Raw genomic sequence first — 22,911 nt, forward strand, 5'->3', positions numbered from 1 at the left:
AGCCCATCCAAGACCGCACAAGGCTTTCCACCCCCCACCATGCGGCAGGAGGCGAATATCCGGTATTAGACCCAGCTTCCCAGGCTTATCCCAGAGTCAAGGGCAGGTTGCTCACGTGTTACTCACCCGTTCGCCACTAATCCACCCCGAAGGGCATCATCGTCCGACTTGCATGTGTTAAGCACGCCGCCAGCGTTCATCCTGAGCCAGGATCAAACTCTCCGTCAAAAAAACACGAAAAACAAAAGGAAACCAGCACGCCCGGAAAAGACGCACCAGAAACCCGACCCCAGCCAAAACCATCCCACACACACGGGGGTGCGCGCAGAACAGCATCAGCCAATCAAAAAAATGGCATCGAATCAAACATGGCACACTATTGAGTTCTCAAACAACAGGCCCAGAAAGTACATCCCCCAGGCACAAAACCCGGGATATCTTCCAACCGAACGAGGTTCTAATTTACCTTCTCGAGCGCCTCGCTGCAAATCCCGGAACATCATCCGCGATTTACGCCTTGAGGCCCTTGGAGGAAGGATTTTCGCCGCCACTCTGCGGTGGCGACTCGAAATACAGTACACGGCCTCTCCCGGGACGGCAAATCCGCCCAGACTCCCGGGCGTGTCGCGCGGGACCCAAGGCGGATCAAGTGCTAAGCCGTCTTGCCAGACGATGCCTCAGTCCGTCAGTACCGCCGTCGCGAGACTCTTCTTGCCACGCCGAACGAGGAAGTAGCGACCGTGGAGGGCGAGCTCCGAATCGACGACGGCATCGGGATCGGTGACCTTCACGTTGTTGACGTAGGCGCCACCCTCCCCCACCGTCCGGCGGGCAGCGGACTTGCTGTCGGAGAGCCCAGTGGCGACCAAGAGGTCGACTATGCCCAGCTGGGTAGGCGTCACGGCGGTCGTCGAGAGCTCGGCGGTCGCGGCCTCAAGCGTGCTCTCGTCGAGGATCCCGAGGTCACCGTTGCCGAAGAGGGCGGCTGAAGCCGCAATGACCTTTTCCGTTGCATCTACGCCATGGACCGTCGACGTCACCTCGAAGGCAAGCCGGCGTTGAGCCTCCCGGGCGAAGGGGCGATCCTTGACTGCCGCCTCAAGCTCCTCGATCTCCGCCCGGGTGAGGAACGTGAAGACCTTGAGCCGGTCGACGACGTCTGCGTCCGAGGTGTTGAGCCAGAACTGGTAGAACGTGTACGGCGAGCACATGGAAGCGTCGAGCCAGATGGCGTTGCCCTCGCTCTTGCCGAACTTGGTCCCGTCCGCGTTCGTGATGAGTGGCGTGCCGAGGGCGTGCACGGTCTTCCCCTCGACCTTGCGAATGAGCTCAGTCCCGCTCGTCAGGTTGCCCCACTGATCCGAACCGCCTGTCTGCAGCACGCAGTCGTAGGCCCTGAACAGCTCGAGGTAATCCATCCCTTGGAGGATCTGGTAGCTGAATTCGGTGTACGAGATGCCTTCGTCGGAGGAGAGCCTGGAGGCGACCGCGTCCTTCCGGAGCATCGTCCCCACCCGGAAGTGCTTGCCGATATCCCGCAGGAAGTCGATGGCGCTCAGCGGCGCGGTCCAGTCCAAGTTGTTGACCATGCGCGCGGCGCTCTCGCCCTCGAAGCTGAGGAACCGCTGCACCTGCGCCTTGAGGTAGCCGACCCACTCGGCGACGGTGTCCTTCGTGTTCAAGGTGCGCTCCGCCGTCGGACGCGGGTCCCCGATGAGCCCCGTGGAGCCGCCGACGAGCCCCAAGGGCCGGTGACCAGCAAGCTGGAGGCGACGGAGCACGAGAAGCTGGACCAGATTGCCGAGATGAAGGCTTGGCGCGGTGGGGTCGAAGCCGCAGTAATACGTGATCGGATCCCCCGAGAGAAGAGCTTCCAGCTCCGCCTCGTCGGTCGAGACGTGGACCAGACCACGCCACTTGAGCTCCTGCCAGATGTTCGGGAAGCTCGGATCGTTCTTCTGCGTATCGAGTACTGTCTGCGGCACGGCTTCTACGGTATCAGTCAGGCATCAGCAAATTGGGCTTCGATCCCGGCCGGCAGCGGGTCCGCCGCGATGAGCCGAAGCCGCTGGGTGGGCCGTGTCATCGCAACGTACAGGTCGCCGACTCGGCCGTGGTGCTCGTCGACGAGACGGCCCGGCTCAAGGACCACAACGGCGTCGAACTCGAGGCCCTTCGCCTCGCGAGGATCGATCACGACGATGTCCTGGTCGAAGCTCCCCGCCCCCGCCCCGACGCGGGCGCCGTATACCTCCCGCAACGCGTTCCGCGCCGAGTCGACGAGCTCCTCCGGCGCGATAACGGCGACCAGACCGCCGTCGGCCGCCTCAAGTTCCTCCGGCATCACGGCGACCAAGCGCTCGACGACGGTCCCAGCGCCGACGCGGTCTACGATCGGGGGCCACTGGCCCTCGCGGACGGCTTTTGGCGCCGAGACGGTGAGCCCCGCGGCAGCCGCCATGCGAGCCGCGGACTCGGCGATCTGGCTCGGCGTGCGGTAGTTCACCGTGAGCTCCTCGAGCTGCCAACGGTCTCCGAAGAACGGGGTCAGCGCGGCGCTCCAGGACGAAGCGCCCGCAGCCGAGCTCGTCTGGGCGATGTCCCCGACGATGGTGAAGGACTTGAGCGGACAGCGGCGCACGAGGAGACGCCACTGCATGAACGAGAGCTCCTGGGCCTCGTCGACGATGATGTGGCCGTAGGCCCACGTGCGATCGCCAACGGCCCGCTCGGCGGCAGTGAGCCGCGCCCCGGGCGCCTGCTGGAAGTCAGCGAGGTCCTCGGCGCTCACCACGCCGTCCACGCCCTGTTCCCGCAGCGCGTTGTTGAGGTTCGCAAGCGTGCGCTCGGCATTCTCCAGATCGCGCCGTCGTTCGGCTTCACGGCGCGCCGCCTCGGTGCTGCCCGCGGCGTCGGGCTCGCCGAGCAGCTCGGCCGCCTCGTCCAGCAGCGGGATGTCTGCCTCAGTCCACGGCGCGTCGGCTGGACGCTCGAGAAGGTCCTTCTCCTCGCCGCTCAGGCCGGTCGCGACAGTATCGAGGATGGCGCGCCGCGAGAAAAGCTCCGAGAGGAGCTTCTGCGGCGTAATGGGCATCCAGCAGAGATTGAGCGCGACGCGCACGTCCCGGGCCTGCCGCACGTCCTCCGCAAGATAGGACCGGTCGGCGTTGTTTCCCACGCTCGAAGCCTCGAGCTTCGACTGGAGCTGCTCGGTGAGCTCGCGGAGGAGGATCTTGACGAACGTGTTCCGTGCCTCGTTGTAGGGCTTGCCCGTGGCGCGGGCCTTGTCCCGGGCGCGGCGGACCTGCCGGGGCGTGAGCACGAGCTTCTGACCCTCGACGTCGACGATGCGATCCCCCGATGGGATCCGCTGGCGGTTCGACACGGCGGCCGCGACCAGTTCCACCATGCGCTTGCTGCCCTTGAGCCTCGACACGCGCGGATCCTCTTCCGGAACCGCGTTGATACCCGGCATGAGCCGCCCAAGGCTCGACATGACGACGCCGGTCTCGCCGAGCGACGGGAGCACGCGCTCGATGTACTTCATGAACGACGGCGACGGCCCCACGAGCAGCACGCCCGCGGACTTGAGCCGGTCCCTGTGGCTGTAGAGGAGATAGGCTGCGCGATGCAGGGCGACAGCAGTCTTGCCGGTACCCGGGCCGCCTTGAACCACGAGGGCACCGGGCATGGGCGCACGGATTATGCGGTCCTGCTCAGCCTGGATGGTGCTGACGATGTCCGCCATGCGCCCCGTGCGCTTGGAGTTGAGCGCGGCGAGCAGGGCGCCCTCGCCCTGGTGATGGCCGGCCTCGAGCATGTCCGCGTCCAGGATGTCGTCTTCGATGGCTTTGACGTCCCGCCCTTGCAGGATCAGGTGGCGACGCCGGCGTACGCCTTGCCGGTCGAACGCCGTCGCCTGATAGAAGTGGCTCGCCTCAGGCGCCCGCCAGTCAACCATGAGGCGACGAAGATCGTCCGTGCTGAGACCGATTCGGCCGATGTACTGTGCCTCGCCGTCGTCGAGGTCGAGGCGGCCGAAGACCAGCCGATCCTCAACTGCGTCAAGCTGTGCGAGCCGGTCCTCGTACATGGCCGCGAAGGCGTCGCGCTCGGAGATGTTCTGCACGGAACCGACAGCGCCCGCCTTGCGCACGGCAGCGAGCTGGCCGCGCTTCTCGTCGCGCAACTCATCGAGCCGGCGGTAGAGGCCCCGCACGTAGTCGCGTTCGTGAGCCAGATCGGCGTCGGGCATCGGCATGTTCCCCTTACTGCAATGACGGACCGTCCATTCTACAGCGATTCGGGTGAACATGCCGGAAAGTGCATTCGCTGTGTGACGCTAGAGCTCGATGCGCTGGAGTGAATGCACGTCGTGCCCTTCAAGGGCGGTCCGTCCACCCAGGCCGGCCAGCTCGAGGACGACGCCGATCCCCACCACGTGTGCGCCGGAGCGCTCCATGAGCCGGGTCGCCGCGGAGAGCGTCCCGCCGGTGGCGAGGACGTCGTCGAGGAGCAGGATCCGCGCCTCGGACGGGACGTCATCCTCGTGCACCTCGATCGTTGCGTGCCCGTACTCGAGCGCGTAATCCTCCGAGAGAGTCTGGCGTGGGAGCTTGCCCTTCTTGCGCACCGTGATGACGCCGGTCCCAGTGGCGTAGGCCGCGGCGGCTGCCAGGAGGAAGCCGCGCGCCTCAACTCCGGCCACGAGGTCGAACTGCCCCTCGAATGGAGCCGTCAGCTCGTCCACCATGATGCGGAGGCCCTTGCCGTCGGCAAAGACGGGAGTCAGGTCCTTGAACATGATGCCTGGTCGCGGATAGTCCTCCACAGTGGCGCAGAGTCGGTTGAGGAGGTCGACGACGCTTTCGCCTGATGCGGTTTCTGGGATCACCCTTCCACGTTACCGAATGTTCATTTCCACATAGCCCGATTCCCTGTCCCCGGTCTGCTCTCTGGCTGCTTCAATGAGGCGCATGCAGCACACCGTTGCCCTCGCCGGACATGGCGTGCGCCTCCTGCCGCTCGCGCCCTTGCAGGCCGAGCAACTGTTCCCGCTCATCGACGCCGAGCTGTGGGCGGGGATGGCCGCCCGGCGCCCGGAGAACCCGGAAGCTCTCGCGCAGCTCTTCGCCGTACGGCTCGAAGATCCCGGTTCGCTGCCCTTCGCGGTCGCGCAGGACCGCACGGGCGCGCTCATCGGTACCACAGGACTGTACGAGCTGAACCCCGTACAGGGCCGAACCGAGGTCGGCGGAACCTTCTTCGGCCGCGCGTATTGGGGATCGGGTGCCAACGACGCGTCGAAGCTCCTGCTCCTCGGTCATGCCTTCGAGGCTCTCGGCGTCTCACGGGTCGGCTTTCGGCTCGACCCACGCAATCTTCGCAGTGCCAACGCACTGCGGCGGATGGGGGCGCAGTACGAAGGGACCTTGCGGTCCTACCGGGCCGAACACGAGGAAGGCGGGGTTCCAAGCGAAGGCGGGGTTCCAAGCAATGCACCCGGCGCCTCCGTTCAAAGGGCTCGCATCGACACAGCCGTGTTCTCGGTGCTGGACGACGAGTGGCCGGGAGTGCGTGCGAGGCTCCTTGACCGGCTGGCCGTTCGCCACGGGGCCGAAGAAGCAGCGTGACGGGGTCCGGTGAGGGGTCCAGTGACGGGGACTAGCGAGGGGTCCAGTGACGGGGACTAGCAGGGCGAGGCGAGAGAGCGCGGCAGCGTGGCTCAGCGGACGACGGCGTTGCCCGCTGTGCGTGCGCGGGTCCGGGGCTTGGCTGCGCGATAGGCCGAAACACTCGGCTCTCCCGGGAGCCAGAACCGCCATGGATAGTCTGCCGAGCCACCGGCTCCGGCTACGCCGACCCGGGAGCCGCTGAGGACGACAGGCGCGCGGTGGTCTGGCCGATCGAGCCGGAACTGGTCGCCGTCGAGCGCCGCGCCATTGTGCTCTCGGGTGATACCGAGCGCCTGGGCGAGTCGCGCAGGGCCCCGGGCGAGCTCGGATTCCTTGCGGGCGGCAGCACGACGCGACGCCGCGAGCTCGATCCCCTCCACGATCTCACCCGCCCGGAGGAGGCACCCGGAGGATCGCCCCGCCGGGCCGCACACGATGTTCGCGCAATAGTGCATGCCGTAAGTGAAGTAGACATAGAGATGCCCCGGCGGCCCCCACATGACCTCGTTCCGGGCCGTCCGACCGTTGTAGGAGTGGGAGCCCGGGTCGGCGTGTTCCGAGTCCCGATGACCGCGGTACGCCTCGACCTCGGTGAGGCGCACGCTCACCGAGCCCTCCGGCGTCGTATGTGTCAGGACGGCCCCCAAGAGGTCTGGCGCGACGGCGACCGGATCGCGCAGGAGCCAGTGGATGAGTTCGTCGTACTCCATGGGCAGGGGCTACTTGGCGGCAAGCGCGGAGGGCCACGGCCCGATGGCCGGCAGCGAGACTGCCTCCCCCGCGTGTTCGGCACGAACCGAACCACGGCCGATCTCGCGACCGGCAAGCCAAGCGGCAAGGTCCTGGAGGCGCCCTTCGAGAATGACGCCGTCCGTTCCCTCACCTAGGCGGATCTCCTCGCCATGGTGCGGGCGCAGAATAAAGGTCTCACCCTCTGGCACGCGCGGCTCGAGGAAGCCGAGGAGATGGTGGCAGAAGCCAGAGCTCCACTCCTGCTGATTGCATCCCGTCCCGAGATCACTGTGGTGGATGACGAGCTCGCGCCAGAGAGCGAAGCCTGCGTCCCGCACGACCCCGTTGCGGAAACGCACGGGAGCATCCCACTCGCTCGGCTCAAGGGCGGCAAACGCGTCGAGGACCCTGCCGAGCGCAGCGCCCACGCGTTCGCGGTGCTCGTCCGCCGTGGCGTGGGCGCCGTCCTCGATCGCTTGATCCCTCGCCTGCTGGCCACCGTCGTAGAGCTCGACCTTCTCTCCACGACGGGCATACTCGACCTGCCGTGCGACAGCCGCACTGATGCCCTCGATGTGGGCCAAGACGTGCCCCCTCGTCCACCCCGGCAGCTCGGAGGGCTGCAGGACCGATTCGTCCGTCAGCCGGTCGAGCTCATGGCGGATTCCGTCGGCGGCCGAACGGATCTCGGCCAGGAGGTGCTCATCGGTGAGGACAGCGGCTTCGGTTCCCATGCCTTCAGCGTAGCCAGTCAGACCGCTTGCGGGGATCAGCCGATCAGCCGGCAAAGCCTCGGGCCTCGCCGAGCTGCGCCTTGAGGCTATCGAGCTGCCGGGCCACGGCCGACGGCGCGGTGCCGCCCTGGGCGCTCCGGCTCGCGAGCGAGCCCTCGGTGCTCAGGACCGTGCGCACCGCGGGCGTGAGGGCGGGACTGATGGCGGCGTACTCCTCGTCCGTGAGGTCCCAGAGCTCAACCCCACGGCCCTCTGCCTGGCGCACGGCCGCGCCGGAGAGCTCGTGCGCCTCGCGGAACGGAACGCCCTGCCGCACGAGCCATTCGGCGATGTCGGTTGCGAGGGCGAAGCCCTGCGGCGCGAGCGACGCCATGCGCTCCGTGTTGAAGGAGAGCGTCGCGATCATGCCGGACACGGCGGGAAGCAGCAGCTCAAGCGTGTCCGCTGCATCGAACACCGGTTCCTTGTCCTCCTGAAGGTCCCGGTTGTACGCGAGCGGGAGGCCCTTGAGCGTCGCGAGCAGCCCGGCCAGGTCGCCGATGAGGCGGCCCGCCTTCCCCCGCGCGAGCTCGGCGACATCCGGGTTCTTCTTCTGCGGCATGATCGAGGAGCCGGTGGAGAACGCATCGTCGAGCGTGACGAAGGAGAACTCCTTCGTGGCCCACAGGATGACCTCCTCGCTGATCCGCGAGAGGTCCACGCCGATGATCGCAGCGACCCACGCGAACTCCGCGAAGACGTCGCGCGACGCAGTGCCGTCGATCGAGTTGTGCACGGCCGAATCGAAGCCGAGATCTGCCGCCACGGCCTCCGGATCGAGGCCCAGCGAGGAGCCGGCTAGCGCGCCTGAGCCGTAGGGCGAGACAGCAGCGCGCTTGTCCCAGTCCTGAAGCCGCTGTACGTCGCGAAGGAGCGCCCACGCGTGGGCAAGCAGATGATGGCTCAGGAGCACGGGCTGCGCGTGCTGGAGGTGGGTCCGGCCGGGCATCGCCGCCTCCGGATGCGACTCGGCTTGGGCGACGAGAGCATCGACTGTGTCGAGCACGCCCCGCGCAATGAGCCGCGCGTGGTCGCGGAGGAACATCCGGCCGAGCGTGGCGACCTGGTCGTTCCGCGAGCGCCCCGCGCGCAGCTTCCCGCCAAGAGCGGGACCCGCGCGTTCGATGAGACCGCGTTCGAGGGAGCCATGCACGTCCTCGTCGGACTCCGCCGGTTGGTAGGCGCCGGAGGCGACGTCGGCGTCGAGCTCGTCGAGTGCCTTGAGCATCCCTGCGAGCTCGCCGTCGTCCAACAGGCCCGCCCGATGGAGGACCCGCGCGTGGGCTCGGGAGCCAGCGATGTCGTAGCGCGCGAGCCGCCAGTCGAAGTGCGTCGACTTGCTCAGGGCCGCCAAGGCGTCCGCAGGTCCCCCTGCGAAGCGGCCGCCCCAGAGAGCGCCCTCGTTCGTTCCCGAACGCCCCTGCTCTGCCACGTCTACTCCCCCGCGACCCGCTGGTCGCGCCCCGAAGCCACCTTCGAAGCCATGCCCCAGATGTCGATGAAGCCCTTCGCGCTCGACTGATCGAACGTGTCGCCCGTGTCGTAGGTGGCGAGGCTGAAGTCGTACAGCGAGGTGTCGGAGCGGCGTCCGTTCACCACGGCCGTGCCGGCGTGCAGGACCATGCGGATCTCACCCGAGACGTACTTCTGGCTATCGTCGATGAAGACGTCGAGCGCGCGCTTGAGCGGGGAGAACCACTGGCCGTCGTACACGAGCTCGGACCAGCGCTGGCCGACCGTCGTCTTGAAGCGCGCATGCTCGCGCTCGATCGTCACGTCCTCGAGGTGCTTGTGTGCGGTGATGAGGGCCATGGCGCCCGGCGCTTCGTAGATCTCGCGGCTCTTGATGCCGACGAGGCGGTCCTCGACGACGTCGATGCGGCCGACACCTTGGGCGCCGGCTCGGCGGTTGAGCTCCTGGATGATCTGCAGCGGCGTGTGCGCTACACCGTCGATCGCGGTCGGGACGCCCTGCTCGAACGTGATGGTCAGCTCATCCGGCGCGGGCGGGAACTCTGGGCTCTGCGTGTAGTCGTAGATGTCCTTGGTCGGGGCGTTCCAGATGTCCTCGAGGTAGCCAGTCTCGATGGCGCGGCCCCACACGTTCTGGTCGATCGAGTAGGGGTTCTTCTTCGTCGTGATGATCGGGAGGTGCTTCTCCTCCGCGTACGCGATCGCCTTGTCGCGGGTCAGCGCGAGGTCTCGGACAGGCGCGATGCACTTCAGGTCGGGACCGAGCGTCTGGATGCCGACCTCGAAGCGGACCTGATCGTTCCCCTTGCCGGTGCAGCCGTGAGCCACGGTCGTCGCGCCGAATTCACGTGCCGCCTTGACGAGGTGCTTGACGATGACCGGGCGGGAGATCGCCGAGACGAGGGGGTAGTGCCCCTGGTAGAGCCCGTTCGCCTTGAGGGTCGGCATGCAGTACTCGTTCGCGAACTCGTCGCGCGCGTCGGCAACGTACGCCTCGACGGCACCGCAGCCGAGGGCGCGCTGCCGAACGGTCTCGAGGTCCTCGCCGCCCTGCCCGACGTCGACTGCCACGGCGACGACCTCGGCGCCCGTGGCGTCCGCGATCCAGCCGATCGCGACGGACGTGTCGAGGCCGCCCGAGTAGGCGAGGATGATGCGATCCTTCACGTTGTTCTCCTTGGAGTGACTGGTCTTGAAGCCGTCCGTGTCCCAAAGGGACCGGGATCGAACGAATGACTATTCAGAAGTCTACATAACTATTCAGCGCTTTCACACACCGCTCGGGCAACCCCCAACTCGATGTCCCAGCCTTGGCTGTTCCCCTCGAACGCCGCGCGCCTGTCGGCGTCGCTTCCCGGGAGGGACGCGAAGCCGGTCTCGACGACGCGAAGCCGCGCGCCGCCGTCGTACTCCTCGACGAAGAACTCGAGGAGGGTCGACCCCGCACCTTCGCCAACCCAGCGGAAGACCACGTGATGAGGGGCATCGAGTTCCACGGTCAGGATGCCGAAGTCGCCGTGAACCGGATCGCGGACGAGGCTCACATCACCGTCGCGGTCGATTTGGTGCGGACGGTATTCCCCGTCATTGACGAACCAGCCCGGCTCCGATACAAGCGCGAAGACCCGCTCGACCGGCGCCGCGATCTCGATGGACTTGTCGATGCGGTCGGAGACTGCGGAGGCTGTCTCGTTGGACACTAGGCCGGAGGCTGTCTCATTGGACACGATGCCGGAGGCTGTCTCATTTGACGCTGTCATGGCCCCATCGTCCCGCCCAGTCAGCCGCCTTGTGAAGCAAGTTCGAGGAACCTGGCGGCGACGGCTTCCCCGCCGAGCGGCTCGCGGGTGACGATCATGACCGTGTCGTCTCCGGCTAGGGTCCCGAGGACCGACGGAATGACCGAATGGTCGATCGCGAGCGCGAGGAAGTTAGCGGCACCGGGGGGCGTGCGGAGGACGACGATGTTCGCGCTCGCCTCGGCCGTCACGAGGAGCTCGGCACACAGCTTGGCGAGACGCGCGTCGAGGACCTCGGGATCGAGCCCGATGCGGGGGCTGCGATCGCCTCCCTCGCCGCGGACGGCGTACACCAGCCCCCCGTCGGCCCCCCGCACGCGGACGGCGCCGATCTCGACCAGGTCGCGCGAGAGTGTGGCTTGGGTGACCTGCACGCCGTCGTCCGCGAGAAGTGCCGCGAGTTCCGCTTGGGAACGCACGGGCTGTCCGGCAAGGATCGCCCGGATGCGCGCTTGGCGCGCAGCCTTGGTCTGGGGGGCTGGGCCGGGAGCGAGGCTCATGAGGCTGGCCGCATCTAGTCCAGGCCCTCCACCTTGGCTTGCCCTGACCGGTGGAGGAGCCACGCGAGCAATGCCTTCTGCGCATGCAGGCGGTTCTCCGCCTCGTCCCACACCACTGACTGCGGGCCGTCGATGACCTCCCCTGCAACCTCGTAGCCCCGGTAGGCCGGGAGGCAGTGGAGGAAGATCGCGTCGCCGGCCGCCTTGCCCATCGCGTCGGAATCGATGCTGTAGTCGCGGAAGAGGGTCATGCGGGCTTCCTTCTCCGCTTCCTGGCCCATTGACACCCACGTATCGGTCGCTACGACGTCAGCCCCCTCGAGGGCCGCTGCTGGATCGACGGTGACCAGCACGGAGCCGCCCGTCTGGGCGGCGACGGCCTCCGCCTCTTCCACGACCTCGGGCGCCGGGAGGTAGCCTTCCGGGCCCGCGATGCGCACGTTCATACCCGCCGTGACACCGGCGAGCAGGTAGGAGTTGGCCATGTTGTTGGCCGCGTCCCCGAGGTACGCCATCGAGAGCCCAGCGAGCGCCCCCTTGTGCTCCTTGACCGTGAGGAGGTCGGCAAGGAGCTGGCACGGGTGGTAGTCGTCGCAGAGCGCGTTGACGACCGGAACGCGAGAATGGGACGCCATGTCGACAAGGCCCTGGTGCGCGCCCGTTCGCCACACGATCGCGGCAACCATCCGTTCGAGCACCTTCGCGGTGTCCTCGACGGACTCCTTGTGCCCGATCTGGCTCTCGCCCGGGTTGATGATGAGTGGCGTGCCGCCGAGATCGGACACTCCCGTGGAGAACGAGACGCGGGTTCGCGTGGACGTCTTGTCGAAGATGACCGCCACTGTCTTGCGCGCGCTCCCGGGGCCGGCCAGGGGCTGAACCGAGTACGGTGCGGCTTTGAGCCGCAATGCGAGGTCGAGGACCTCGGCCTGCTCGGTCGGGCTCAGGTCGGTGTCCTTGAGGAAGTGCCGGACTGTTCCTGAGGCTTGTGCTGTCATGACGGATCCTTCTGCTTGAGTGCGGCCGCCGCTGCCTCCACGAGACCCGGCAGTGCGGCGAGGAACGTGTCCGCCTGCTCGACGGTGAGGATGAGCGGCGGGGCGAGCCTGATGGTTCGCGGTCCCGGCGCGTTGACGATGAAGCCTGCCGAGAGGGCTGCATTGACGACGGCGCCCGCGAGGTTTGCATCGTCAGCCACCGCTGTCGCGTCCCCTCCGGGACCGGCGAGGTCGAAGCCCACGAGGAGGCCACGGCCGCGCACCTCGGTGACCTCAGGCAACCGTTCGAGCGCGGCAGCGATGTGCTCGCCGACCGAGCGGACATGCCCAAGCAAGCCCTGGCTCTCAATCGTGTGGAGCGTCGCGAGCGCGGCGGCCGTCGCGACGGGATTGCCGCCGAACGTCGTGCCGTGCTGGCCTGCCGAGAGCAGCGCGCTGTTCTCCGGCCCGAAGGTGACGAGTGCTCCGATGGGGAAGCCGCCGCCGAGGCCCTTGGCGAGGGAGACCGCGTCGGGGACCACACCTGACCCGTCGATCGCGAGCCACGAGCCGGTCCTCCCGATGCCCGTCTGGACTTCATCGACGATGAGGAGGGCTCCGGCCTCTCGCGTGATCCTGCGCGCCTCGGCGAGGTAGCCCTCCGGGAGCGGAACGACGCCGGCTTCGCCTTGGATGGGCTCGAGGAAGAGGGCCTGGGTGGTTTCGTCGACTTCGGCGCGGAGCGCGTCGAGATCGCCGAATGGGACGTGGACGACGCCGCCGGGCAGCGGTGCGAACGGCTCCCGGTAGGCCTTCTTGGCCGTCAGGGCGAGGGCGCCCATCGTGCGGCCGTGGAAGGCACCCTCGAGCGCGACGATCTTGGTGCGCCGGCCGCCGTCGCCATTGCGCCGGGCGAGCTTGAACGCTGCCTCATTCGCTTCTGTGCCCGAGTTGGCGAAGAAGACCTTGGACCCGGCCGGTGCATGCGTGATCTCGAGGAGCTTCTCGGCGAGCGCGACCTGTGTGGGGCTCGTGAAGAAGTTCGAGACGTGCCCGAGGGTCGCGAGCTGGGACGAGATCACGCTCGTGACGAACGGGTGGGCGTGCCCCAGCGCGTTGACGGCGATCCCGCCGAGCAGGTCGAGGTACTGCTTGCCGTCGGCGTCCCACACGTAGCAGCCCTGCCCCCGGACGAGCACCCGCTGGGGCGTCCCGAACACGCCCATGAGCGAATCCGAGTAGCGGGCCAGCCAGGCCTCGCCGGTCGACGCGCCCACGAGCTCGGCGACCTGCCGGGCCTCAGGAGTCTGGGAAGTGCTCATGCGGTTCCTCCTGCATGTTCATCGGGCACAACCTGCGTGCCCACGCCGGCGTCCGTGAAGATCTCCAGCAGCATTGTGTGGGGGCTTCGCCCATCGACGATCGCCGCGCGGTCCACGCCCTCCGTGACGGCCTTGAGGCACGCGCTCATCTTGGGGATCATGCCCGATTCGAGGCTCGGAAGCATGTCCCGTAGCTCGGAAGCCGAGATCTGCGAGACGAGGGAATCCCTGTCCGGCCAGTTGCGGTAGAGCCCCTCGACGTCGGTGAGCACGACGAGCCGTGACGCGCCGAGGGCGACTGCCACGGCCGCGGCTGCGGTGTCCGCGTTGACGTTGAGGACCTGGCCCGTGGGCCGATAGTCATTCACGCCGTCGCGGGCGTCGTGCCCCACCACCTCCGGCGCGACAGTCGAGATGACCGGGATGCGACCCGCCTCGAGGATGTCGTGCACGGCCGCGGGATCGACTCCGACGACCTCGCCCACAAGGCCAAGGTCGACCTCCTCGCCGTCGACCACTGCCCCCGTCCGCACGGCGCGCAGCAGGCCGGCGTCCTCGCCCGAAAGGCCCACAGCATAAGGGCCGTGGGAGTTGATGAGGCCGACGAGCTCGCGCCCGACCTGGCCGGTGAGCACCATGCGGACGACGTCCATCGCCTCAGGGGTGGTCACCCTGAGGCCGCCCTTGAACTCGCTCTCGATCCCGACGCGCTCGAGCATGCGGTTGATCTGTGGGCCGCCGCCGTGGACGACGACGGGCCGGATCCCGACGTGGTGCAGGAACACGATGTCCTCGGCGAACGCTCGCCGCAGCTCATCGTTCACCATGGCGTTGCCGCCGTATTTGACGACCATCGTGCTGCCCGCGAATTTCTGGATCCACGGCAGCGCCTCGATGAGGGTCGCCGCCTTGTCCATCGCGAGGCGGATATTCGTGTTTGACGCTGTGTTGGTTGCTGACTCTGTCATGCGGCCTCAGCTCGAGTAGGCGCTGTTCTCATGCACGTAGTCGTGCGTGAGGTCGTTGGTCAGGATTGTCGCCTCGGCCTCGCCCGCCTGGAGGTCGATCTCGACGAGCACGTCGCGCGGCTCGAGGTCGACGAGCGAACGGTCTTCGCCGATCCCGCCCTTCTGGCAAACCTGGACGCCGTTGATCGCCACGCTCAGCTCGTCAGGGTCGAAGACGGCGTCGGTGGTGCCGACGGCGGAGAGTACGCGGCCCCAGTTCGGGTCTTTTCCGAAGATCGCAGTCTTGAACAGGTTCGAACGGGCGACGGCGCGCGCGACCACTTCGGCATCGCTCTCCGATGCCGCGTTGAACGCGCGAATCGCGATGTCGTGGCTCGCGCCCTCGGCGTCGCCGATGAGCTTGCGGGCGAGCTCGGCGCAGACTTGGGTGAGGCCCGCCGTGAAGTCGGCGGCGCCGGGCACAGCGTTGGACGCGCCAGAGGAGAGCAGCACGACGGTGTCGTTGGTCGACATGCAGCCGTCGGAGTCTGCGCGGTCGAAGGTGACCCGGGTGGCGTCCCGGAGCGCGGCGTCGAGCATTTCCGGGGCAGCCGCGGCGTCGGTTGTGAGGACGACGAGCATGGTCGCGAGTCCGGGCGCGAGCATGCCGGCGCCCTTGGCGATGCCGCCGATCGTGTAGGTCGTGCCCGCCGCGTCGGCCCCCGTGAAGAGTGCTTCCTTGGGCACCGTGTCGGTCGTCATGATGGCGACGGCGGCTGAATGGCCGCCATCGTCCGCGAGCGCAGCGGCGGCGGCGTCGACGCCCGTGAGCACCTTGTCCATGGGAAGCTGTTCGCCGATCAGGCCGGTCGAGCAGACGACGACGTCCGCTGCCGAGATCCCGAGCACGTCGGCCGTCTTCTCAGCCATCTTGTGGGCGTTCTGGAAGCCCTGCGGACCGGTGCACGCGTTGGCCCCGCCGGAGTTGAGGACGACGGCGTCCGCGCGCCCATCGCTCACGGCTTGCCTCGACCAGCGGACCGGCGCGGCGGCGACGCGGTTGGAGGTGAAGACGGCGGCCACGTTCTTCTCCGGGCCGTCGTTCACGACGAGGGCGAGGTCTGGCTTGCCTGAGGCCTTGATTCCGGCGGTCACGCCGGCGGCCCGGAAGCCCTTGGGTGCGGTGACGGTCACGGTGCGACTCCCAGCTGTGCGAGGCCGGCGCCCTCGGGGAGCCCCAGCGCAATGTTCATGGACTGCACCGCGCCGCCCGCGGTGCCCTTGGTGAGGTTGTCGATCACGGAGCTCACGATCACGCGGCCAGCGTGCTCGTCGAACGCGAGCTGGATGGCGGCGTTGTTCGAACCGAGGACCATCTGCGTGGCGGGCCACTGGCCCTCGGGCAGGACATGGATGAACTCCTCGTCCCCGTAGGCGTCACTCCAGGCGGCCCGTAGCGCGGCCTTGTCGACGCCGGGCTTCACCCGCGCCGTTGCAGTCGTGAGGATGCCCCGGCTCATGGGCGCAAGAGTGGGCGTGAAGGAGATGGTGACGGACTCCCCCGCGGCGTTCGACAGTCCCTGCTCGATCTCGGGCGTGTGCCGGTGCCCGCCTCCCACGCCATAGGGGCTCATCGAACCCATGACCTCGGAACCAAGCAGGTGTGGCTTCGCCGACTTTCCCGCGCCGGAAGTGCCCGAGGCCGAGACGATCACGACGTCGCGTGGCTCGAGCAGCCCTGCAGCAAAGCCCGGCACGAGTGCGAGGAGGGCCGAGGTGGGGTAGCAGCCGGGGACGGCGATGCGGCGGGCCCCCAGTAGCTTCTCGCGCTGGCGGTGGCCGCCGTCGAGCATCAGCTCAGGCAGCCCGTATGGCCACGTTCCCGCATGCTCCGAGCTGTAGAACCTGAACCACGCCTCGGGGTCTTCGAGCCGGTGGTCCGCGCCAGCGTCGATCACGAGCGTGTCCTCCGGGAGCTGCGCGGCGACCGCTGCGGAGGCGCCATGCGGGAGGGCGAGGAATACGACGTCGTGCCCCGCCAGGTTCTCGGGGTTGGTCTCGGTGATCGTGCGGTCCGCGAGGGAGAGGAGATGCGGCTGGAGCTCGCCCAGCCTGCTGCCAGCGCTGCTGTGCGCGGTGATGGCTCCGATCTCGATCTCGGGGTGGTTGGCCAGCAGGCGGAGGACCTCTCCCCCGGCGTAGCCGCTGGCCCCGGACACTGCTGCGGTAATAGTCACCCGGCCACTATAGGCAAACTTATGCAGAACTATCAATATTTATGCATGAAAGAATCGGCGGTGGCCCTCCTTAGGATGGGTCCGGACGAGAACTCCTGAAGCAACGCTGGAAAGAGGAAGACTCCATGATGAAAGCCATCGTCGCCACCGAGCCGGGCGGACCCGAAGTCCTGGTCCTCGACGAAGTCGAAAGGCCGCAGCCGGGCCCGGGCCAGCTTCTGGTCAAGATCGCCGCGACCGGCATCAACTTCATCGAGACCTACCAGCGCCAGGGCATCTACAACGTCCCGTTCCCCTTCACCCCGGGCGACGAGGCGTCCGGCACGATCGAGGAGGTCGGCGAAGGTGTTGAGGGCTATGGGGTCGGGGACCGGGTCGCGACCGCCGAGGGCCGGCGGACCTACGCCGAGTACATGCTCGTCGACGCGGACAAGGCACTCCCCGTCCCGGACGGCCTCGACCTTGAGACGGCGGCTGCCCTCCCTCTCCAAGGCATGACCGCGCACTACCTCATCAACTCGACGTTCCGCGTCGAGCCTGGCCAGACCGCGCTCGTCCACGCCGGAGCCGGTGGGGTCGGCCTGCTTCTGATCCAACTGCTCAAGGCCAAGGGCGCGCGCGTCCTCACCACCGTTTCCACTGATGAGAAGGCCCAGCTCGCCTCGGGGGCCGGGGCGGACCACGTCCTCAACTACTCCCAGTTCTCCGAGCACGTCCAGGAGCTCACAGGGGGCGCGGGCGTGGATGTCGTGTACGACGGCGTGGGCCGGGACACGTTCGACGGCTCGCTGGCGAGCCTGCGCCCGCGAGGATACCTCGTGCTCTTCGGCGCCGCGTCCGGCCCGGTGCCCCCGGTCGACCCACAGCGGCTCAACGTTGGGGGGTCCCTCTTCCTCACCCGCCCGACGCTCAAGCATCACCTGCTCAACCCGCAGGAACGCCTGTGGCGCTCCTCGGAGGTGTTCGGAGCGGCCGTGGATGGCTCGCTCTCGGTGCGCATCGGCGCGACCTTCCCGCTCTCCGAGGCGGCCGACGCCCACCGGGCCCTCGAGGGCCGGGCGACGACGGGCAAGGTCCTCCTGATTCCCTCCAGCCGCTGAGCAACAGGTCCCTCGACCGCCATCGCCACCGTGAGCGACACCCAGTCCCTTGCCGTCGGGCCCTCCGGATCAGTGCATGTCCCGCAGCTGCCCGGGTCTGAGCGCACGCCACCCGCGCGGACTCTCGTCGAGATCCTCCTCGCAACAGCCGAGGCGTTCCCGGAAGCGCCCGCGCTCGACGACGGGTCCCGGGTTCTGAGCTACGCCGAGCTCCTCGTGGAAGTCCGTGCGCTCGGCCGAAAGCTGCATGCGGCCGGTCTGGGCGCCGGCGATCGGATCGGCATCCGCATCCCGTCCGGAACGTGCGAGCTCTACGTGTCCATCCTGGCGACGCTCATGGTGGGCGCTGCCTACGTCCCGGTCGATGCCGATGACCCCGACGAACGCGCGAAGCTCGTGTTCGCCGAGGCCGGGGTCGCAGGCATTCTCCGGGCCGAGGGCAAGATGGTCGTCGGCAAGTCGAGGCCGCGACCGTTCCCCACGCCGCGCCCACCGGGCCTCGAGGACGATGCGTGGATCATCTTCACGTCCGGCTCGACCGGGACGCCCAAAGGGGTGGCGGTTAAGCACCGCTCAGCCGCCGCGTTCGTGGACGCCGAAGCACGCCTCTTCCTCAAGGCCGAACCGATTGGGCCCGAGGACCGCGTGCTTGCGGGCCTCTCGGTCGCGTTCGATGCCTCATGCGAGGAGATGTGGCTCGCCTGGCGACATGGCGGGTGCCTCGTCCCGGCGCCGCGCTCGCTTGTGCGCACGGGCATGGACCTCGGTCCCTGGCTCGTGGCGAGAGGCATCACGGTGGTCTCCACCGTGCCCACGCTTGCGGCGCTATGGCCCCCGGAGGCGCTCGAAAACGTGCGGCTCCTCATCTTCGGCGGCGAGGCGTGCCCTCCCGAGCTCGCACAGCGGCTCGCGGTGGAGGGGCGCGAGGTGTGGAACACCTATGGGCCGACGGAGGCCACGGTCGTCGCGTGTGCTGCGCCGCTCGGGGGCGACGGGCCTGTGCGGATCGGGCTTCCGCTCGACGGCTGGGACCTCGCCGTCGTCGACGCGGAAGGCAGGCCCGTCCCTGAAGGCGGGGTGGGCGAACTCATCATCGGCGGCGTGGGACTCGCGCGCTATCTCGACCCTGAGAAGGACGCGGCCAAGTACGCTCCGCTCGCGTCCCTCGGCTGGGAGCGCGCGTACCGCTCGGGCGACCTCGTCAAGTTCGAACGTGAGGGCCTCCTCTTCCAGGGCCGCGCCGACGAGCAGGTCAAGCTCGGCGGGCGTCGCATCGAGCTCGGCGAGGTCGACGCGGCGCTCCAAGCGCTGCCGGGCATCGCTGGCGCCGCGGCAGCAGTGCGGACGACGGCGGCGGGGAACCAGATCCTCGTCGGGTACCTCGCGGCGTCCGAGGGCGCGCAGCCCGATCTTGCGGCAGCGAGGAAGCGTCTGGCCGAAGCCCTCCCGGCAGCCCTCGTGCCAGTGCTCGCCGTCGTCGACTCCCTGCCCACGAAGACGAGCGGCAAGGTCGATCGCAATGCCCTGCCCTGGCCCCTTCCCGGCACCGAGCAGAGCAGGGACGAGGATCTGGAGCTGCCGGAGGACGCAGCCTGGATCCTCGAACAGTGGGGCAATGTCCTCGGGGCGAAGCCTCCCGGCCTCGACGCCGATTTCTTCGCCGCGGGCGGCGGCTCCCTCTCGGCAGCCCAGTTCGTCACTGCGCTACGCGTCCGCTACCCGACGGTCACCGTTGCTGACATCTACGCCCATCCCCGCCTCGGCGCCCTCATGGAAGCCGTGCTCGGCGCGGCTCCCGAAGGCGCCGTGCCCGCCGTCGACCGGTCCGTCGCCCCCACGTCGGGGCGCACCCAGCTAGTCCAGACGCTTCTCGGTGTACCGCTCTTCATCCTCGTCGGGATGCGCTGGCTCACGTATCTGATGGCGGGAAACAACCTGCTCGCCTCCCTGCTCGGCCCCACGGGCTCATTTTCGGCGGCGCCAACCATCTCATGGTGGTGGGTTGCAGCCTCGTGGCTCGTATTCGTGAGCCCCCTCGGACGCATGGCGATCGCCGTCGGCGCCGCACGGCTCCTCCTCCGCGGAGTCGTGCCCGGGCACTACCCAAGGGCCGGAAGCATCCATCTCCGGCTCTGGCTCGCCGAGCAGATCTCGGACCTCTCCCAGGCTGTGAGCCTCGCAAGCGCCCCTTGGGTTCCCTATTACGCCCGCGCGCTGGGGGCGAACATCGGGCGGAACGTCGTGCTTCACTCGGTGCCGCCGGTCACGGGCATGCTCTCGATCGGCGACGGCGCCTCGGTCGAACCCGAAGTGGACCTCGCCGGCTGGTGGATTGACGGCGACTCCGTGTACGTCGGAGCAGTGCGGATCGGGGCTGGCGCCACGATCGGCTCGCGATCCACCCTTCTCCCCGGTGCCCAGATCGGTGCGAACGCTGTGATCGACCCCGGATCAGCTGTCTCCGGGAAGGTCAAGGCCGGCCTCCGCGTCTCCGGGTCCCCGGCCCAGCGCGTAGGGAAGGCCAAGCCCGAGTGGCCTGAACGTCCCGAGCAGTCCACTCTCGCCGAGGGCGTATGGATCGCCGCGTTTGGGATCGCTTCCTCCCTCCTCGCCCTCATCCCCTACGTCTCGGGCGCCGCTGCCGGCGCAGTGCTCGTCTGGGCGGGGGTGGGTCACGAGAGCCTCCACGCTGCCCTCCCCTGGCTCCTCGCCGCGGCCCCCCTCGCAGCAGCGGTGTGGTTCGCCGCGAACCTGCTCCTCGTCGCCGTCTCGACTCGCCTGCTGGGGTTGGGCCTTCGAGAGGGCACGTATCCGATTCGTAGCCGGGTGGGCTGGCAGGTCTGGGCCACGGAACGCGTCCTGGATCTGGCCCGCGACCTCCTCTTCCCGATCTACGCGAGCCTCTTCACCCCCACATGGCTCCGGCTGCTCGGCGCGGACATCGGCAGGAATGTCGAGGCCTCCACTGTGCTCCTCGTGCCCAAGATGACCACGGTGGGCGACGGCGCGTTCCTCGCCGACGACACGATGGTCGCCTCCTACGAGCTCGGCGGAGGCTGGCTCCGGATCGCTCCCGCCAAGGTGGGGAAACGCGCCTTCCTAGGGAATTCGGGGATGACGGCGGCTGGCCGGTCGGTGCCGAAGGACGGACTCGTCGCGGTGCTCTCCGCCACGCCCAAGAAGGCGAAGTCTGGCTCGTCCTGGCTCGGCAGTCCGCCCGTCCGGCTGCGACGAACGTCCCTCGAGTCCGATGCGAGCCGAACGTTCAACCCTCCCACCCGGCTCAAGCTCGCCCGCGGGTTCTGGGAGCTGTGCCGCGCCGTACCCGTCGTCCTCACGGTCGCGATCGCCGTCGTCGCCCTCGCCGCCCTCGACTGGCTCGCCGCGGCTTCGGGCTACCTGCCCGCCGCGCTCCTGTGCGGCGCGGTGATGCTCGGGGCCGGCGCCGTCGCCGCCGCGGCGGCCGTTGTCGCCAAGTGGGCGCTCGTGGGCCGGATCCGCCCTGGGGAGCACCCCCTGTGGAGTTCCTTCGTGTGGCGCAACGAGGTCGTGGACGCATTCGTCGAGATGGTCGCTGCTCCATGGTTCGCGCGAGCCGCAGCCGGGACGCCGGCCCTCGTGTGGTGGCTGCGAGCGCTCGGGGCCCGGATCGGACGGGGTGCTTGGTGCGAAAGCTATTGGCTCCCCGAGGCAGACCTCGTAGAGCTCGGCCCGAGTTCGACCGTGAACCGTGGCTGCGTGGTCCAGACCCATCTCTTCCACGACCGCATCATGAGCATCGATGGGGTGGCCCTCGCGGAGGGCGCGACGATGGGCCCCCACGGAGTGATCCTGCCCGGCGCCGCCATCGGTCGCGGTGGGACCGTCGGCCCGGCGTCCCTCGTGATGCGCGGTGAGCACGTCCCGGCTGGCACCTACTGGCGCGGCAACCCGGTGGTCCCGTGGACCCCGCCGAAAGCATCTGGCCTATGAGCCCCTCGAAGAACCCGAGCGCAGAGTCCCTCGACCCCTACACGCCTGGGCACGGGACCGATGCCTACCGGGTCCGGCACTACGATCTGGACCTCGACGTGAAGCTCTCGAGCAATCGGCTCGAGGGCCACGCCCATATCCTCGCCGAGGCACGCGAGGAACTCGACGCCGTCGTCCTCAGCCTCTCGGGCCTGAAGGCTGCGAAGGTCCGCATCGACGGCGCGAAAGCCGCGAAGAGCATCCAGCGAGAGGACCAGCTCATCATCAGGCTCAAGGACAGGATTCCCCCGGGCCGGGGCTTCGAGCTCGACGTCCGCTATGAGGGTACGCCCCGGCCCATCCGGGGCGTCTGGGGAGAAATCGGCTGGGAAGAGCTCGAGGACGGCGTGCTCGTTGCCGGTCAGCCCACGGGCGCGCCGACGTGGTTCCCGTGCAATGACCATCCGAGCCAGAAGGCGACCTTCCGCATCTCGGCCACCGTGGACGCAGGATACCGGGCCGTCTCGAACGGGCTCCTGGCGGGCCAGAGCCGCAAGTCGAGCAGGACGACCTACGTGTACGAGCAGCGCGAACCGATGGCGCCCTATCTCGCGACCCTGCTCGTCGGCCGCTACCGGGAAGTCGAACTCGGGACGTGCGCCAGCACGGACGGGACGACGGTCCGAGTGAGAGCCGCGGTGCCACCCGAACTCCTTGCGGAAGCCCAGACCGGCCTCAAGGATCAAGTTCGCATGGTCGAGCTCTTCACCGAGCTGTTCGGGCCGTACGCCTTCCGCGACTACACGGTCGTCGTCACGGAGGACGAGCTGGAGATCCCGCTCGAATCACAGACCCTCTCCATCGTGGGACCCAACCACATCAAGTTGACCTGGGAAGCACAACGCCTGCTCGCCCACGAGCTCGCCCACCAGTGGTTCGGCAACTCCGTGACAGTTCTGCGGTGGCAGGACATTTGGCTCCATGAAGGATTCGCCTGCTACGCCGAGTGGCTGTGGAGCGAGCGCGCGGGACTGCGGTCGGCGAAAGAACGCGCGGCTGCGGCCTGGCGCTATCTGAGCGACGAACCGCAGGATCTCGAGATCGGGCGCCCAGGGCCGCATCTCATGTTCGACGATCGCGTCTACAAGCGCGGAGCGCTCGCGCTGCATGCCGTGCGCTGCGCTGTGGGCGAGGAGCTCTTCTTCCGTTCGCTGCGGGCCTTCGCATCCGACTACCGCCACGGCAACGCGTCAACGCCCGACCTCGTCGCGGTGCTCGACCGCGTCTGCATCGAGGTCGCGGACTTCGACGCCGCGCGCATACTGGACCGCTGGCTTTACTGCCAGGAGCTCCCTGCCCTGCCCGAGGGCGTCGTCAAGGCTTGACGACGGCGAGTGCCGCCACGAAGCCGCCCGGGAGCCCGAG

Annotated in this window: 18 protein-coding genes and 1 rRNA gene; 4 read left to right on the forward strand and 15 right to left on the reverse strand. The window is 68.2% G+C overall.

From position 1 onward, the window contains the following. The 4 genes from LK10_RS19300 to LK10_RS19315 all read right to left on the reverse strand — a co-directional run. Positions 1 to 228 (reverse strand): 16S ribosomal RNA (locus tag LK10_RS19300); the annotation flags it as partial. A 449-nt stretch (positions 229 to 677) separates the two neighbouring features. Next, positions 678 to 1,985, reverse strand: coding sequence for a tyrosine--tRNA ligase (gene tyrS / locus LK10_RS19305; RefSeq protein WP_043127587.1), 1,308 nt, complete (start codon positions 1,983 to 1,985; stop codon positions 678 to 680). A gap of 17 nt (positions 1,986 to 2,002) precedes the next feature. Next, positions 2,003 to 4,255 carry a HelD family protein gene (locus tag LK10_RS19310; RefSeq protein ID WP_043127634.1) on the reverse strand — a complete coding sequence of 751 codons (2,253 nt, stop codon included), beginning with the start codon at positions 4,253 to 4,255 and terminating at the stop codon, positions 2,003 to 2,005. An 87-nt stretch (positions 4,256 to 4,342) separates the two neighbouring features. Beyond that, positions 4,343 to 4,894 (reverse strand): adenine phosphoribosyltransferase, encoded by a 552-nt coding sequence (locus LK10_RS19315; protein WP_043127592.1) that lies wholly within the window; start codon positions 4,892 to 4,894, stop codon positions 4,343 to 4,345. A gap of 82 nt (positions 4,895 to 4,976) precedes the next feature. Here LK10_RS19315 and LK10_RS19320 point away from each other — a divergent pair, with 82 nt between their 5' ends. Next, positions 4,977 to 5,633 carry a GNAT family N-acetyltransferase gene (locus LK10_RS19320; protein ID WP_043127595.1) on the forward strand — a complete coding sequence of 219 codons (657 nt, stop codon included), beginning with the start codon at positions 4,977 to 4,979 and terminating at the stop codon, positions 5,631 to 5,633. Positions 5,634 to 5,725: 92 nt separating this feature from the next. Here the strand turns inward: LK10_RS19320 and LK10_RS19325 are convergent, their stop codons facing one another. From LK10_RS19325 to argC, 11 genes are all read right to left on the reverse strand, one after another. After that, on the reverse strand, positions 5,726 to 6,385 hold the full coding sequence (locus LK10_RS19325; RefSeq protein ID WP_043127597.1) for a DNA-3-methyladenine glycosylase: 660 nt from the start codon (positions 6,383 to 6,385) through the stop codon (positions 5,726 to 5,728). Between the two features lie 9 nt (positions 6,386 to 6,394). Then, entirely contained in the window at positions 6,395 to 7,141 is a 747-nt protein-coding gene (locus LK10_RS19330) for a maleylpyruvate isomerase family mycothiol-dependent enzyme (RefSeq protein ID WP_052207605.1), read from the reverse strand. A 43-nt stretch (positions 7,142 to 7,184) separates the two neighbouring features. Beyond that, positions 7,185 to 8,612 (reverse strand): argininosuccinate lyase, encoded by a 1,428-nt coding sequence (argH, locus tag LK10_RS19335; RefSeq protein ID WP_043127601.1) that lies wholly within the window; start codon positions 8,610 to 8,612, stop codon positions 7,185 to 7,187. A 2-nt stretch (positions 8,613 to 8,614) separates the two neighbouring features. After that, entirely contained in the window at positions 8,615 to 9,820 is a 1,206-nt protein-coding gene (locus LK10_RS19340; RefSeq protein WP_043127605.1) for an argininosuccinate synthase, read from the reverse strand. Between the two features lie 89 nt (positions 9,821 to 9,909). Continuing rightward, the gene (locus LK10_RS19345) at positions 9,910 to 10,413 is read right to left on the reverse strand and encodes an SRPBCC domain-containing protein (protein WP_197062005.1); all 504 of its coding nucleotides are present in this window, start codon (positions 10,411 to 10,413) and stop codon (positions 9,910 to 9,912) included. Between the two features lie 20 nt (positions 10,414 to 10,433). Next, the gene (locus tag LK10_RS19350) at positions 10,434 to 10,952 is read right to left on the reverse strand and encodes an arginine repressor (RefSeq protein ID WP_043127608.1); all 519 of its coding nucleotides are present in this window, start codon (positions 10,950 to 10,952) and stop codon (positions 10,434 to 10,436) included. 14 nt (positions 10,953 to 10,966) lie between these two features. Then, positions 10,967 to 11,950 (reverse strand): ornithine carbamoyltransferase, encoded by a 984-nt coding sequence (gene argF, locus LK10_RS19355; RefSeq protein ID WP_043127612.1) that lies wholly within the window; start codon positions 11,948 to 11,950, stop codon positions 10,967 to 10,969. Next, positions 11,947 to 13,251, reverse strand: a complete 1,305-nt coding sequence (locus tag LK10_RS19360; RefSeq protein ID WP_043127615.1) for an acetylornithine transaminase — start codon at positions 13,249 to 13,251, stop codon at positions 11,947 to 11,949. Before LK10_RS19360 ends, argF begins: the two co-directional genes overlap by 4 nt. Further along, positions 13,248 to 14,219, reverse strand: coding sequence for an acetylglutamate kinase (gene argB / locus LK10_RS19365; protein WP_043127616.1), 972 nt, complete (start codon positions 14,217 to 14,219; stop codon positions 13,248 to 13,250). Before argB ends, LK10_RS19360 begins: the two co-directional genes overlap by 4 nt. Positions 14,220 to 14,225: 6 nt before the next feature. Continuing rightward, positions 14,226 to 15,392, reverse strand: a complete 1,167-nt coding sequence (gene argJ / locus LK10_RS19370; RefSeq protein ID WP_043127619.1) for a bifunctional glutamate N-acetyltransferase/amino-acid acetyltransferase ArgJ — start codon at positions 15,390 to 15,392, stop codon at positions 14,226 to 14,228. After that, positions 15,389 to 16,435: an N-acetyl-gamma-glutamyl-phosphate reductase gene (gene argC / locus LK10_RS19375; RefSeq protein ID WP_043127622.1), complete on the reverse strand. Its 1,047-nt coding sequence runs from the start codon at positions 16,433 to 16,435 to the stop codon at positions 15,389 to 15,391. The genes argJ and argC overlap by 4 nt, the downstream gene beginning before the upstream one ends. Before the next feature lie 125 nt (positions 16,436 to 16,560). On the opposite strand from argC, the gene LK10_RS19380 reads away from it, so the two are divergent. Genes LK10_RS19380 through LK10_RS19390 form a run of 3 tightly spaced genes read left to right on the forward strand, consistent with a single transcriptional unit; the run spans position 16,561 to position 22,871 of the window. Then, complete coding sequence (locus tag LK10_RS19380; protein WP_043127624.1) at positions 16,561 to 17,535, forward strand: quinone oxidoreductase family protein; 975 nt, start codon at positions 16,561 to 16,563, stop codon at positions 17,533 to 17,535. A gap of 30 nt (positions 17,536 to 17,565) precedes the next feature. Next, entirely contained in the window at positions 17,566 to 21,507 is a 3,942-nt protein-coding gene (locus tag LK10_RS19385) for a Pls/PosA family non-ribosomal peptide synthetase (RefSeq protein ID WP_081998701.1), read from the forward strand. After that, entirely contained in the window at positions 21,504 to 22,871 is a 1,368-nt protein-coding gene (locus tag LK10_RS19390; RefSeq protein WP_043127631.1) for a M1 family metallopeptidase, read from the forward strand. Before LK10_RS19385 ends, LK10_RS19390 begins: the two co-directional genes overlap by 4 nt. Positions 22,872 to 22,911 lie beyond the last annotated feature (40 nt).

The organism is Sinomonas humi (genome assembly GCF_000802235.1).
GTDB lineage: Bacteria > Actinomycetota > Actinomycetes > Actinomycetales > Micrococcaceae > Sinomonas > Sinomonas humi.